10 protein-coding genes are annotated in these 13,393 nt (G+C 71.7%); 6 read left to right on the top strand and 4 right to left on the bottom strand.

What is annotated here, in order from left to right; all coding sequences use genetic code 11:
• Nucleotides 1-20 precede the first annotated feature (20 nt).
• The gene (gene thrS / locus HHX35_RS12695) at nt 21-1,997 is read left to right on the top strand and encodes a threonine--tRNA ligase (RefSeq protein WP_182899049.1); all 1,977 of its coding nucleotides are present in this window, start codon (nt 21-23) and stop codon (nt 1,995-1,997) included.
• 139 nt (nt 1,998-2,136) lie between these two features.
• Here thrS and HHX35_RS12690 read toward each other — a convergent pair whose 3' ends face one another.
• The gene (locus HHX35_RS12690; protein ID WP_182899048.1) at nt 2,137-2,676 is read right to left on the bottom strand and encodes an Asp23/Gls24 family envelope stress response protein; all 540 of its coding nucleotides are present in this window, start codon (nt 2,674-2,676) and stop codon (nt 2,137-2,139) included.
• Between the two features lie 215 nt (nt 2,677-2,891).
• On the opposite strand from HHX35_RS12690, the gene HHX35_RS12685 reads away from it, so the two are divergent.
• The gene (locus HHX35_RS12685) at nt 2,892-3,488 is read left to right on the top strand and encodes an HIT domain-containing protein (RefSeq protein WP_182899047.1); all 597 of its coding nucleotides are present in this window, start codon (nt 2,892-2,894) and stop codon (nt 3,486-3,488) included.
• Between the two features lie 36 nt (nt 3,489-3,524).
• On the opposite strand, the gene HHX35_RS12680 is transcribed toward HHX35_RS12685, so the two are convergent.
• The 3 genes from HHX35_RS12680 to HHX35_RS12670 all read right to left on the bottom strand — a co-directional run bounded on the left by HHX35_RS12680 (nt 3,525) and on the right by HHX35_RS12670 (nt 9,822).
• Entirely contained in the window at nt 3,525-5,675 is a 2,151-nt protein-coding gene (locus HHX35_RS12680; RefSeq protein WP_182899046.1) for a hypothetical protein, read from the bottom strand.
• Between the two features lie 167 nt (nt 5,676-5,842).
• Entirely contained in the window at nt 5,843-7,444 is a 1,602-nt protein-coding gene (locus HHX35_RS12675) for a family 10 glycosylhydrolase (protein ID WP_182899045.1), read from the bottom strand.
• 248 nt (nt 7,445-7,692) lie between these two features.
• Nucleotides 7,693-9,822, bottom strand: coding sequence for an elongation factor G-like protein EF-G2 (locus tag HHX35_RS12670; protein WP_182899044.1), 2,130 nt, complete (start codon nt 9,820-9,822; stop codon nt 7,693-7,695).
• Between the two features lie 268 nt (nt 9,823-10,090).
• Between HHX35_RS12670 and pgsA the strand changes: the two genes are divergently transcribed.
• The 4 genes from pgsA to HHX35_RS12650 are packed head-to-tail and all read left to right on the top strand — an operon-like array spanning nt 10,091 to nt 13,377.
• Entirely contained in the window at nt 10,091-10,696 is a 606-nt protein-coding gene (pgsA, locus tag HHX35_RS12665; protein WP_139575037.1) for a phosphatidylinositol phosphate synthase, read from the top strand.
• Entirely contained in the window at nt 10,693-11,667 is a 975-nt protein-coding gene (locus HHX35_RS12660; RefSeq protein ID WP_182899043.1) for a phosphatidylinositol mannoside acyltransferase, read from the top strand. The genes pgsA and HHX35_RS12660 overlap by 4 nt, the downstream gene beginning before the upstream one ends.
• Nucleotides 11,664-12,797, top strand: a complete 1,134-nt coding sequence (locus HHX35_RS12655) for a glycosyltransferase family 4 protein (protein ID WP_182899042.1) — start codon at nt 11,664-11,666, stop codon at nt 12,795-12,797. The genes HHX35_RS12660 and HHX35_RS12655 overlap by 4 nt, the downstream gene beginning before the upstream one ends.
• A 40-nt stretch (nt 12,798-12,837) precedes the next feature.
• Nucleotides 12,838-13,377, top strand: coding sequence for a hypothetical protein (locus HHX35_RS12650; protein ID WP_182899041.1), 540 nt, complete (start codon nt 12,838-12,840; stop codon nt 13,375-13,377).
• Nucleotides 13,378-13,393: the final 16 nt, after the last annotated feature.

Below are 13,393 nucleotides of genomic sequence, written 5' to 3'. Positions count from 1 at the left end.
CCCTGTCCTAAGGAGCCACCGTGTCCGCCGCCCTTGAGATACGCATCACCCTCGCCGGAGCCGAGCGCGTGGTGGCGGCGGGTACGACGGCCGGGGAGGCACTCGGCGCCGACGGCAGGTCGGTGATCGCCGCCCGGATCAACGGCGAGCTGCGCGACCTGGCCGCCGAGGTCGCCGAGGGCGACGTGGTCGAGCCGGTCGCGATCAACAGCTCCGACGGCCGGGCCATCCTGCGCCACTCCACCGCGCACGTCATGGCCCAGGCCGTCCAGGAGATCTTCCCCGAGGCCAAGCTGGGTATCGGCCCGCCGGTCGAGAACGGCTTCTACTACGACTTCGACGTCCGCGAGCCGTTCACTCCCGACGACCTCAAGCGCATCGAGAAGCGCATGCGCGAGATCGTCAAGCAGGGGCAGACCTTCCGGCGCCGTCCGATCGGCGACGACGAGGCCCGCGCCGAGCTCGCCGCCGAGCCGTACAAGCTGGAGCTGATCGGGCTCAAGGGCGGCGCGGCCGAGTCCACCGAGGGCGCGAGCGTCGAGGTCGGCGGCGGCCAGCTGACCATCTACGACAACCTCGACCCGAAGACGGGCGAGCTGTGCTGGAAGGACCTGTGCCGGGGGCCCCACCTGCCGAGCACCCGGGTCATCCCGGCGTTCAAGCTCATGCGGTCGGGCGGCGCCTACTGGCGCGGCAGCGAGAAGAACCCGCAGCTCCAGCGCATCTACGGCACCGCCTGGGAGTCGCGGGAGAAGCAGGACGAGTACCTCCACTTCCTGGAGGAGGCCGAAAAGCGCGACCACCGCAAGCTGGGCGCCGAGCTCGACCTGTTCTCCTTCCCGGACGAGCTGGGCTCGGGCCTGCCGGTCTTCCACCCGAAGGGCGGCGTCATCCGCCGGGTCATGGAGGACTACTCGCGCCGCAGGCACGAGGAGGCGGGCTACTCCTTCGTGAACACCCCGCACATCACGAAGGAGAATCTTTACAAGATCTCCGGCCACCTCGACTGGTACGCCGACGGCATGTTCCCTCCCATGGAGCTGGAGGGCGCGCGTTACTACCTCAAGCCGATGAACTGCCCGATGCACAACCTGATCTTCAGGGCGCGCGGGCGGTCCTACCGCGAGCTGCCGCTGCGGCTGTTCGAGTTCGGCACGGTCTACCGGTACGAGAAGTCGGGCGTGGTGCACGGCCTGACCCGAGTACGCGGGCTGACCCAGGACGACGCGCACATCTACTGCACACCCGAGCAGATGCGTGACGAGCTCAAGTCGCTGCTGCGGTTCGTGCTCGATCTGCTGCGCGACTACGGCCTCGACGACTTCTACCTGGAGCTGTCCACCAAGGACCCGGAGAAGTACGTCGGCAGCGACGAGGTGTGGGAGGAGGCGACCGAGACGCTGCGCGAGGTCGCCGAGTCCGAGAACCTGGAGCTGGTGCTCGACCCGGGCGGCGCGGCCTTCTACGGCCCCAAGATCTCCGTGCAGGCGCGGGACGCCATCGGCCGCACCTGGCAGATGTCGACCATCCAGCTCGACTTCAACCTGCCCGAGCTGTTCGAGCTGGAATATCAGGCCGCGGACGGCACCAGGAAGCGGCCCGTCAAGATCCACCGGGCGTTGTTCGGGTCGATCGAGCGGTTCTTCGGCGTGCTGGTCGAGCACTACGCGGGTGCCTTCCCTCCGTGGCTGGCCCCCGTGCAGGTGGTCGGCATCCCGATCGCCGACGCCCACGTGCCCTACCTGCAGGACGTCGCCAAGCGGCTGCGCGAGGAGGGCATCCGGGTCGAGGTCGACGAGAGCGACGACCGCATGCAGAAGAAGATCCGCAACGCGCAGAAGGCCAAGGTGCCGTACATGCTGCTGGCCGGCGATGACGACATCGCCGCCGGCGCGGTCTCCTTCCGTTACCGGAGCGGCGAGCAGAAGAACGGCGTGCCGGTCGAGCAGGCGGTCGCCGAGATCGTCGACGCGGTCCGCCGCCGCATCCAGGTCTGACCCGTCGTCGTCCCGAACGCGGGCGGCCCCCACCTGGGGCCCCCGCGTTCTCGCTTCTCCCGGCAGTGCGAGGTGAATCTCCCCGGTCGCGGGGGCAGTCCTCTGGCTGCGCTGGGTTCTCCGGCGGCGCTGGGCCGGCTCAGGCGGCCGGGGCGTCCCCGGTGGGGGAGTCCTGGCCGGGGAGGCGGACGTCGTCGACCGTCACGTTGACCTCAACCACACGCATGCCGAGCATCCGGCTCACCGACCGGGCGACGTTGACCTTGACCTCGGTGGCGACGTCCATCACCACGTGGCCGTACACGATGACGATGGTCACGTCGACCGAGACCCGCTGGTCCTGGATCCTGGCCTGCACGCCCTGCGTCGCCCGCTTGGTCCCCACGCCGATGCGGTCACGTACGGATTCGAAGGCGCGCTCGAGGTCGCCGCCCAGGTCGGCGACGCCGGGGATCTCCAGGGCGGCCAGCGCGGCCACCTTCTCCACCACCTCGTCGGCGACCTTGATCCGGCCCTTGAGGACGTCGGCGGTCGGCGCCTCGGGCCTCGGCGTCCGCAGGGGGTGTTCCGGCGCCGCCGGGTCGGCCGCCTCCAGGCCCGCCGGGTCGTCGAGGCTCCCCTCGGCGTACGCGTCGGTCTGCTCTTCCACTCGCTCCTCGACGGCGGCGGTCTCACTCATGTGACGGCTCCTCGGGGGTGGGGCGTCCGGCAGGTGCATTCTGCCCGATGACCGAGCGGGCCGCCCGGTGTCCGCGGATATCGGTGGGCCGTCGGTCGTGGGCCCGGTGGTCGTGGGCCCGGTGGTCGTGGGCCCGGTGGTCGTCGGCCTGGTGCAACCCGGCCGGTGAGAGGAGATCCGCGAGGTCATATGCTGCTGCCAGTGCCCAGTACCAAATGCGACAGTGCACGGGGACAACGGGAGCGGAGGAGATCGCGGACGTGGATTCAGAGCCGATCGAGCAGTCGGGCGCCGGGATTCCCGACAGCTTCCAGCGCCTGTGGACCCCGCACCGGATGGCCTACATCAAGGGTGAGAACAAGCCCAGCGGGTCCGGCGCGGATGACGGCTGCCCGTTCTGCGAGATTCCCAAGCTCACCGACGAGGACGGGCTGATCGTGGCCCGGGGATCGGCCGTGTTCGCGGTGCTCAACCTCTATCCGTACAACTCCGGGCACCTGATGGTCTGCCCCTACCGGCACGTGTCCGACTACGCCGACCTCGATGGGCCCGAGACGGCGGAGCTGGCCGACTTCACCAAGCGCGCGACGCAGGCGCTGCGCAAGGCGAGCGGGGCGCAGGGCTTCAACGTCGGCATGAACCTGGGCGGTGTGGCGGGCGCGGGCATCGCCGCCCACCTTCACCAGCACGTCGTGCCCCGGTGGGGCGGCGACACCAACTTCATGCCGGTGGTCGGGCGCACCAAGGTGCTGCCGCAGCTGCTGCGCGACACGCGTGACCTGCTCGCCGACGCCTGGCCCGCGACCTCCTGACCGCTCCTCGGACAGGAGCCGGTCGCCCGAGCGGTGTCAGGCCGCCGCGGGGCTCGGCGGCAGGCCCGGCGATCCGGCGGCCGGGACCGGCTCGCCGTGCTGCAGGGCGCGGATGCCCGCGCTGAGGACGAGCGGCACGGCCAGAGCCAGGGCCATGGACAGCACCGCGGCCCCCGAGTCGTTGACGAGCATGCCGACCAGGCCGCTCACGAGCGCGCCGAGCAGGCCCGCCCTGAGCATGGGCGCCCGTTCGAACGCGATCGGCAGGACGCCGGCGCTCGCCGCCCCCGGCCGAAGCAACGCGAAGACGAGGAACGCGAACGCGGCGATCACCACGGGCATCAGGTTGGGGCTGAGCAGCGTGGAGAGCATGGCCCCGAGCTTGCGGGAGATCACCGGCAGGAACGTGCCGTCGGCCACCTGCCCCACGAAGCGGCCCAGGTGCGTCTGGCTGGCCGGGGGGCGCAGGTAGTCGAGGTAGGCGATCGCCATCACCAGAACGCCGCCCGCGGCGCAGAACGCACCCAGCTTGACGATCGACACCCGCCTGCCCGCCACGATCAGGGCGGTGACCGCGATGCCGGGGACGAAGGCGATGACGCCGCCGAAGTCGCTGCCCACGCCCGGCCAGCCGTCGAGCAGCATGGCGAAGGCCCCGAGCGCGGCGACCAGGGCCACCGCGACGGCCTTGCGGCCCGCTCTCACCAGCCGATCGGCGGCGGCCGTGGTGACGAGCAGCACGGCCGTGGCGAGCAACGCGAAGGGGATGTTCCCCAGTCCGTAGTAGCGGGCGCCGACCACGCCCGTGTAGCCCATCAGGCTGTTGAGCTGCAGGGGCGTGCCGGTCAGCAGGTCGCCGAGCAGCACCGCGGCGGTCACCGCCGCGATCACGGTCAGCGGCCCGAGCACGCCCCGCCGCCACGGTCCCGCGAGGGCCGCCACGGTCAGCGCCGCGGCGATCGCCGCGATCGAGGCGAAGAGCGTGACCGCGGGCTGTGCCGCACGTGCCCACGGGGTGAGGTTGACGAGGTAGGTCGACACGGGGATCGAGGCGAGCGCCACGGCGGCGGCCCGCACTGCGGGCAGCCCGTCGCGGCGGCGCAGCAGCAGGAACGCGGTGACGTAGAAGACCACCTGGAGCACGGCGAGCGTGGTGAAGAAGACGCCTGTCGTGTCGCGGATCGTCTGCCCGGCGACGTCGGCGGTGCGCAGGGCCGCCACACGCTCGTCCAGGTTTCCACCCGTCGCATGGGTCTCGACAGGCACGCCGACGACGGCCGGGGGAGCGGCCACCCCGGTCCTGGCCAGGATCGTGGCGGTGAGATCCGGAAGGATGATCATGTCGTCCCTGTGGGTGGACCGGGCGCCGAGCGTCCGCGCCGGTCCACCGGCGAGTCCACCGCCGGATCCACTGCCGGGACCGCGCAGCATGGCGGTCCTGAGGTGGGGGACGGAACCGTGGTCGGAGAGCCCGGCGACCAGCACCGTCGCCGATCCGAGCCGCGGCAGGAACGAGCCCAGCTTCGCGTCGGCCGCCCGCGCCGCGGCCCGCCGCGTGTCCGCGGACAGGCGCTCGGGTACGTCGCTCAGCCGGTCGCCGGAGACGTAGGGCGCGACGAGGTCGGGAATCTCCACGGCGACCACGTCGCCGCGCGACCACTGCGTGACCTCGGCGGGCGAGGGGGCGTAGGCGTCCACCCGGCCCTCGCGGTCGGCCAGCGCGAGCGCCGCTCCCGGGCCGACGGCCATCGTCGTCCGCCCGGCCGCGTGCAGGGCCTGCCCGAGCGTGCCCGCCTCGCGCTGCTCCCGCACCTCCCACAGCCAGGAGAACTCGGGGACCACCGCACCCTCGCCGTCGGCCTTGGGCGTGGGGGCCATGCCGCACGCTCCCCCCACCGCCGACCGCACCCCGGCCGAGACCGTGAGCCAGGCGTCGTACGGGCAGGTGTCCTTGCGCACGGCCCGCACCGACAGGGAGCCGAGGGCGGAGTCGCCGGCGAGCCGCCAGAGGTTCGGGGTGTCGGCCGGGGTGACGTCGCTCCACATCAGGCCGGGGATTCCGACGAGCACGACCCGTTCACCGGCCGCCGTCGCCGGCCCGGCCGCGAGTCCGGCGGACGCGGCCGCCGCGGGAGCGGAGGCCACGACCGCGACGCCGAACACGACGGCGACGACCGCGCGCTTCACCCACGTGCCTTTCACCGGCGACCCCCCGTCCCAGTACGCGCGGTCCCGGTACGCGCGGTCCCCGTCGTGATCTTGAAAAAACTCGCGACCACGCTATCGGACGCGCCGACGTCCGCGCAGCAATCCGCGACGACCCGTCCCGGCGGAGCGGAGGGCCCCAGCCCGGGTCAGGCCGCCCGGGTCGCGGGGCTCTCGTTGCCGAGGCGGTCGACGGCGGTGACGTAGTAGGCGCCCGGGTCGCCGGCGGCGTACGACGGAGCCTGGGAGGCCGGCACGACGGCCACCAGGTTGCGCGCGTCCGCCGTGGCGCAGGAGGCGTCCTGGCCCGTCACCCGGTAGATCCCGTATGACTGGGCGCCCGGCTGAGCCTGCCACGTCAGCGTCCCGCCGGCCGCCTTCACCCCGCGCGGGGCCGCGGGCGCGGACCCCTGCCTGAGCATCGGCGGCAGCGCCGGGTGGGCGTAGTGGCTCTTCACGATCCGGTCGAGCACGCCCAGCGGGTTCTTCACCAGTTGCGCGGCGCTGAAGTAGACGTCGCCCGAGATCTCCGGATACTTGCGGTTCAGCGTGAGGTGGGCGGGCAGCTCGCCCGCCTTGGTCCAGGCCGGGGTGTCGGCGGTGCCCACCCGGTAGAGCGCCTGCCCGATGTAGAGGTCGACGTCGGTGCCCTTCACCGCGTCGGCCCACCACTTGGCGAGCACCGAGTAGTCGGCGGCGGCGAATCCCCGGGGCCAGTAGAGCTGAGGCATCACGTAGTCGACCGAGCCCGCCTTGATCCACGCCCTGGCGTCCGCGTAGATCGAGTCGTAGGCCGACATGCCCTTGGTGGCCGAGCCCGCCGGGTCCTCGGCCTTGTTGCGCCAGATGCCGAACGGGCTGATCCCGAAGACGGCGTACGGCTTGGCCGTGTGGACCGCCTGCGAGACCTGGGCGACCAGCTGGTTCACGTTGCGCCGCCGCCAGTCGGCCAGCGTCAGGCCCTTGCCGTACTTCTTGTACGCGGCCTGGTCGGCGAACCGCGTGCCCTGGCCGGGGTAGGGGTAGAAGTAGTCGTCGAAGTGGACGCCGTCGACGTCGTAGCGCTTGACGACGTCCGTCACGACCTTGGTCACCCAGTCGCGCACCTGCGGCAGGCCGGGGTTGTAGTACAGCTTCCCCTCGTGCTTGACGGTCCAGTCGGGATGCAGCAGCGCCGGGTGCCCGGCGGGCAGCTTCGAGGAGGCCGAGTCGGCCGCCCGGTAGGGGTTGAACCACGCGTGGAACTGCAGGCCGCGCTTGTGGGCCTCCTCCACCAGGAACGGCAGCGAGTCCCAGCCCGGGTCCTTGCCCGCCGTGCCGGTGAGCCACTGGGACCACGGCTCCATCGACGAGCGGTAGATCGCGTCCGAGGCCGGCCGCACCTGGAAGAACACCGCGTTCAGACGCCGCTTGACCGCGTTGTCGAGGATCTTCACATATTCGGCCTTCTGCCGGTCGGGCGACAGCCCCGATTTCGACGGCCAGTCGAGATTGTGCACGGTGGCGATCCAGACGCCCCGAAGCTGGCGCTTGGGGTATTTCACGCTGGTGGCGCAGGTGTCCGCCGCCGTGAGAGTCTCCGCGTCGACGTGCTGCCGCGTCGCCTTCGGCACCGCCGTGCGGCCGGCCTTTTCGGCGCCGACCTTCTCGGCCTGGGCGCCGGGGCCGAACGTGTAGGCGGCTCCGACGGCGACGGCGGCGATGACGGTGGTCGCGATCAACGGGCGGACGACCTGTCTCCGCTCGGTCACGTGGCTACCCCTCCGATTTGCCAGTAAGTCCGGCCATAAGTCTTACATCGGCAAAAGAGCGGTTTAGCCAGAAAAACGAAATGAACTTGTGATGCGGATGTGACGCGGGGCACCCTCTGGGGCTCCCCTTACCCCGGACGTGCGAAACCCGGCGTCGGCGACGGTGCGCGTGAGCTGCGAAGACCCCGGCGGACGGGAGGCGGGCCGCCGGGGTCTCCAGATCGCTCGGAATCGCTGCGATCGGGCCGCTACTCGCCCGCCGCGGCCACCTTCTCGGCAAGGTGGGCGGGCAGGGGCTCGTACCGCAGGAAGGAGCGGCTGAACGTGCCCGCCCCGTGGGACAGCGACCGCAGGTCGATCGCGTACCGCGTGATCTCCAGCTGCGGCACCTCGGCGCGCACCAGCGTGCGGCCGGTGCCGACCGGCTCGGTGCCGAGCACCCTGCCGCGGCGGGAGGACAGGTCGGACATCACGGCTCCGACGTACTCGTCCGACACGAGCACCGAGACCTCGTCCACCGGTTCGAGCAGGTGCGTCGCCACCTTGGACGCGGCCTCCTTGAGCGCGAGCTGACCGGCGATCTGGAAGGCCATGTCGGAGGAGTCGACCGAGTGCGCCTTGCCGTCGTAGAGCGTGACGCGCACGTCGACCATCGGATAGCCGGCGACGACCCCGCGCTCCATCTGCGCCCGCACGCCCTTCTCCACGGACGGGATGAACTGCCTCGGCACCACGCCGCCCACGATCTTGTCGACGAACTCGAACCCGCCGCCCGACGGCAGCGGCTCGACCTCGATGTGGCAGATCGCGTACTGCCCGTGGCCGCCGGTCTGCTTGACGTTGCGCCCCAGGCCCTGCGCCTTTCCGGCGAACGTCTCCCGCAGCGGCACGCGCAGGTCGATCTTCTCGACCTCGACCCCGTGCCGCTTGGCCAGGCGGTCGAGCAGGACGTCGGCGTGCGCCTCGCCCATGCACCACAGCACGAGCTGGCGGGTCTCGGCGTTGTTCTCCAGCCGCAGGGTCGGGTCCTCCGCCACCAGGCGGCTCAGGGCCTGGCTGAGCTTGTCCTCGTCGGCCTTCGACCTGGCCCTGATGGCGACCGGCAACAGCGGTTCCGGCATGGTCCACGCCTCGACCAGCAGCGGGTCGTCCTTGTCCGAGAGCGTGTCGCCCGTCTCGGTCCGCGACAGCTTGGCGACCGCGCAGATGTCCCCGGCGACGCACTTGCCCACGGTCCGTTGCGACTTGCCGAGCGGCGACGACAGCGTGCCCACCCGCTCGTCGACGTCGTGGTCCTCGTGCCCCCGTTCCGCCAGGCCGTGGCCGGAGACGTGCACCGTCATGTCCGGTCGCAGCGTGCCGGAGAAGACCCGGACCAGGCTGATCCGTCCCACGTACGGGTCGCTCGTGGTCTTCACGACCTCGGCCACGAGCGGGCCGTCCGGATCGGCGGTGATCTCCCTGCACGGCTTGCCGTCGATCGAGGTGATCTTCGGCAGCGGGTGCTCCAGGGGCGAGGGGAAGCCCTGCGTGACGATCTCCAGCAGCTCCAGCATGCCGACGCCGGGCGCCGTGGCGAGGACCGGGTAGAAGCCGGCCCGGGCGACCGCCTTCTCCAGGTCGTCGATGAGCACCTTGGTGTCGATCGTCTCACCGGAGAGGTAACGGTCCATCAGGGACTCGTCCTCGCTCTCCTGGATGATCCCCTCGATGAGGTCGCCGCGGTACTGCTCGATGAGCGCGAGCTGGTCGGCGTCCGGCTCCCGCTCGGTCCGCCGCCCGCCGCCGTAGTCGAACAGCCGCTGCGACAGCAGGCCGAGCAGCCCGGTGCCGTCCACCGGCAGGTAGAGCGGCGCCACGCCGTCGCCGAACGCGTCCTGGCAGGTGGCGAGGACCTCGTCGAAGTTGGCGCGCTGGTGGTCGATCTTGGTGATGACCACGGCTCGGGGCATCCCGACGAGCGCGCACTCCTCCCAGAGCATGCGGGTGAGCCCGTCCACGCCCTCGGCCGCCGAGACGACGAACAGCGCCGCGTCGGCCGCGCGCAGCCCGGCCCGCAGGTCGCCGACGAAGTCCGCGTACCCCGGGGTGTCCAGAAAATTGATCTTGATGCCGTTGTGGACGACGGGGGCGACCGACAGGTTCACGGAACGCTGCTGGCGCACCTCCACCTCGTCGAAGTCGCTGACCGTCGTGCCGTCCTCGACCCGGCCGGGACGCTGGATGGTGCCCGTCTCCGTGAGGAGCGCCTCGACCAGCGTGGTCTTCCCGGCCCCGGAATGGCCGACCAGCACGACATTGCGCACCATGTCCGGCCGATCGGCCGCGGGTGCCCTGCCCGCGGCCCCTGTTGTCGCGCCGGTTGATCTTTCGGCCACATCGCCTCCCGAATCTCTGAGCGGTCGGGATGGGCACGTGGCACGCACCCCGCGCCGGCCGCTCGTGCCGTCGCTGTCCGCGCCCGGGGGCCTCGCCCTTCCAGGACCGTGCGGCGGCTGACACGGCGGTTCACCTCCGTGACATCTCCACGCGGTCCTGCGGGCGCGTGCTCTTCACCCTTTACCCATGTGGCGCATATCACAAGACTTTTCGGCGGAATGTGCTTGCGAGGTGCGGCGGCGCTGGATGGCCTACGATCGGACGGCGATGTTGAACATCCTGCGTCCCGCCGTCACCCGAGTCATGACCCCGCTGGGGCGAGCCCTCGCCCGCTGGGGGATCTCGCCCGACGTGATCACCACGATCGGCACGCTCGGAGTGGTGGTCTCGGCTCTCGTCTTCTACCCGCTCGGGCATCTGTTCGCGGGAACGCTCGTCATCACGTTCTTCGTGCTCGCCGACCTCCTGGACGGCGTGCTGGCCCGGATGACGGGCAAGGGGAGCACGTGGGGCGCCTTCCTGGACTCCACGCTCGACCGTCTCGGCGACGCCTCGATCTTCTCGGGGCTGATCCTCTACTTCGTCCTCAAGGACGAACCCGAGATCGTCCTCGCGACAGTCGCGCTCTTCTGTCTCGTCGCGGGAGCATTGGTCTCCTACGCCAAGGCCAGGGCCGAGGGCCTCGGCATGACCGCGAACGTCGGCATCGCCGAGCGTGGGGAGCGTCTCGTGGTCGTGCTCGTCGCGGCCGGCCTGTCCGGCCTGGGCGTGCCGTACGTCCTGGCGGCCGGGCTCTGGCTGCTCGCCGCCGCCAGCGCCGTCACGGTGGTCCAGCGGATGGTGCACGTCTACAGACAGGCGGTGGTCAGATGAAGGGCACGGCCGGCCCACCCCCCGGGCGGCCCCCGCGACCCGGCGCGGCGCCGCTCGCCGACCGGCTGGTCGCGGCGGCGTACACCGTCGGCTGGGCCGTGGTCCGATACGTGCCGGAACGGCTGGCCGCCTGGTTCTTCCGGGTGCTCGCCGACCGGCTGTGGCGCAGGCGGGGCAAGTCCGTGCTCCGCCTGGAGACCAACCTGGCCCGCGTCGTCGGCGGCGACCCCGGCGACCCCGGCGTGCGCGACCTCAGCCGGGCCGGCATGCGCTCCTACTTCCGATACTGGATGGAGTCGTTCCGCTTCACGGCCTACACCCGCGAGCGCATCCTCGACGGCACCCGGGCCACCGGGGGCGAGCACATCTTCGACAACCTCGCCCGGGGCAGGGGAGTGGTGATCGCGCTGCCCCACATGGGCAACTACGACCTCGCCGGGGCCTGGCTGGTCCACATGGGCCACCGCTTCACCACCGTCGCCGAACGGCTGAAGCCGGAGTCGCTGTTCGAGCGCTTCGTGGCCTACCGCGAGCAACTCGGCATGGAGGTGCTGCCGCTGACCGCGAGGGACGGCGGCAGCGCCATGGCGTTCGGCACGCTCGCCAAGCGGCTGCGCGAGGGCAAGCCGGTCTGCCTGCCCGCCGAGCGCGACCTGACCGCCTCCGGCGTCGAGGTCGAGTTCTTCGGCGCCAGGACGCGCATGGTCGCCGGACCCGCCGTGCTGGCGATCCAGACGGGCGCCGCGCTGCTGCCCGCCGTGCTGTGGTTCGACGGGGACGGCTGGGGCATCCGAATCCACGAGGAGATCCCGGTCCCGACCGAGGGGACGCGGGAGGAGAAGGTCAGTGTGACGACCCAGGCCTTGGCGGCGGTGTTCGAGAAGGGCATCGCCGAGCACCCGGAGGACTGGCACATGCTCCAGCGCCTGTGGCTCGACGACCTGGAGCCCCGCGCCGGGGCCGGGTCGTGAACGTCGGCATCGTCTGCCCGTACACCTGGGAGGTCCCCGGGGGCGTGCAGGCGCACATCAGGGACCTCGCCGAGGCGCTCATCGACGACGGGCACAAGGTGTCCGTCATCGCCCCCGCGGCCGACGACGCCGAACTGCCGGCGTACGTGACCCCGGCGGGCCGCGCCGTGCCCGTGCCGTACAACGGGTCGGTCGCGCGCCTGGCGTTCGGGTTCCTGTCGGCCAACCGGGTGCGCAAGTGGATCAGGGAGGGCGGGTTCGACGTGCTGCACGTGCACGAGCCCGCCGTACCGTCCCTCGGGGTGCTCGCCTGCTGGGTCGCCCGCGGGCCCATCGTGGCGACGTTCCACGCCTCCTACGAGCGGTCGCGGGCGATGTCGGTGGCCGCGCCGATGCTGCAGAGCGCGCTGGAGAAGATCACAGGCAGGATCGCGGTCTCCGACGCCGCCCGCAAGACGCTGGTGGAGCACCTCGGCGGCGACGCGGTGCTGATCCCGAACGGCGTCACGGTGCGCAGGTACGCCGAGGGTGAGCCGCTGCCGGGCTGGGGCCCGAACGGCAACGTGATCGGCTTCCTCGGGCGGATGGACGAGCCGCGCAAGGGCATGGCCGTGCTGCTGGAGGCGTTCGCCCTGCTGGCCCCCGAGCGGCCCGCGCTGCGCCTGCTGATCGCCGGCCCCGGCGACCCCGACGACGTGCTCGGGCGGGTGCCCAAGCAGTACCGGGACAGGGTCGGGCTGCTCGGCATGGTCAGCGAGGCCGACAAGGTGCGCGCCTACCACTCCGTGGACGTCTTCTGCGCGCCCAACCTGGGCGGGGAGAGCTTCGGCATCGTGCTCACCGAGGCCATGTCGGCCGGGGCGCCGATCCTCGCCAGCGACATCCCCGCCTTCCGGCGCGTGCTGGGCGAGGGGCAGGCGGGGGCGCTGTTCACCACCGGGGACCCCGTCGCCCTGGCCGGGGAGGCCGCCCGGCTGCTCGACGACGCCGAGCGGCGCGCGAAGCTCTCCGACGAGGCCCGCCAGGCGGTGTGGAAGTACGACTGGTCGACGGTCGCGCGGGAGGTCGTGCGCGTCTACGAGACGGTCGCCCACGCCAGCGCGGGCGTGGTGGAGGACGTGCTGCCATGACGATCCGCAGCGATCAGGCCGCGTACGGGGAGGTGCCGGCGTGACCACGACCCTGATCCTCGTGGCGGCCGTGGTCGTCGTGCTGTTCGCCGTCTACGTCTCCTGGCGGGCCGGGCGGCTCGACCGTCTCCACATCCGCCTGGAGACCGCGCAGGCCGCGCTCGACGCCGCGCTGCTGCGCCGAGCCGCGGTCTGCCTGGAGCTCGCCGGCTCGCGCATCCTCGACCCCGCCACCTCGCTGGTGCTCGCCGCGGCCGCCCACGAGGCCCGTACGGCGGGGCCGGACGAGCGCGAGCACGCCGAGAGCGACCTGTCGAGGACGTTGCGGGCGGTGGTCGACCAGGAGCGGTTCCGGGAGAAGCTGGCCGAGCATCCCGCGGGGGCGGCGCTGCTGGACGAGCTGGACACGGCCGTCGCGAAGGTCGTCTACTCGCGCCGGTTCTACAACAACGCCGCCGGCGTCACCCGTACGGCGCAGCGGCGCTGGCTGGCCCGCACGCTGCGCCTGGCCGGGCACACCGATCCGCCCCGTTTCTTCGACATCGACGACGAACCGCCCGAATCACTCGCTACTGGATAGTCACTTTTTGTCGGGC

This window comes from Microbispora sp. H10830 (genome assembly GCF_014161375.1).
Lineage (GTDB): Bacteria > Actinomycetota > Actinomycetes > Streptosporangiales > Streptosporangiaceae > Microbispora > Microbispora catharanthi.
This window is presented reverse-complemented; position numbering and strand designations above follow the sequence as displayed.

Coding starts and splice junctions, on each gene's coding strand:
- pgsA (WP_139575037.1), top strand. CDS start 10,091: ATGTTGAACATCCTGCGTCCCGCCGTCACCCGAGTCATGACCCCGCTG.
- HHX35_RS12690 (WP_182899048.1), bottom strand. CDS start 2,676: ATGAGTGAGACCGCCGCCGTCGAGGAGCGAGTGGAAGAGCAGACCGAC.
- HHX35_RS12660 (WP_182899043.1), top strand. CDS start 10,693: ATGAAGGGCACGGCCGGCCCACCCCCCGGGCGGCCCCCGCGACCCGGC.
- HHX35_RS12685 (WP_182899047.1), top strand. CDS start 2,892: ATGCGACAGTGCACGGGGACAACGGGAGCGGAGGAGATCGCGGACGTG.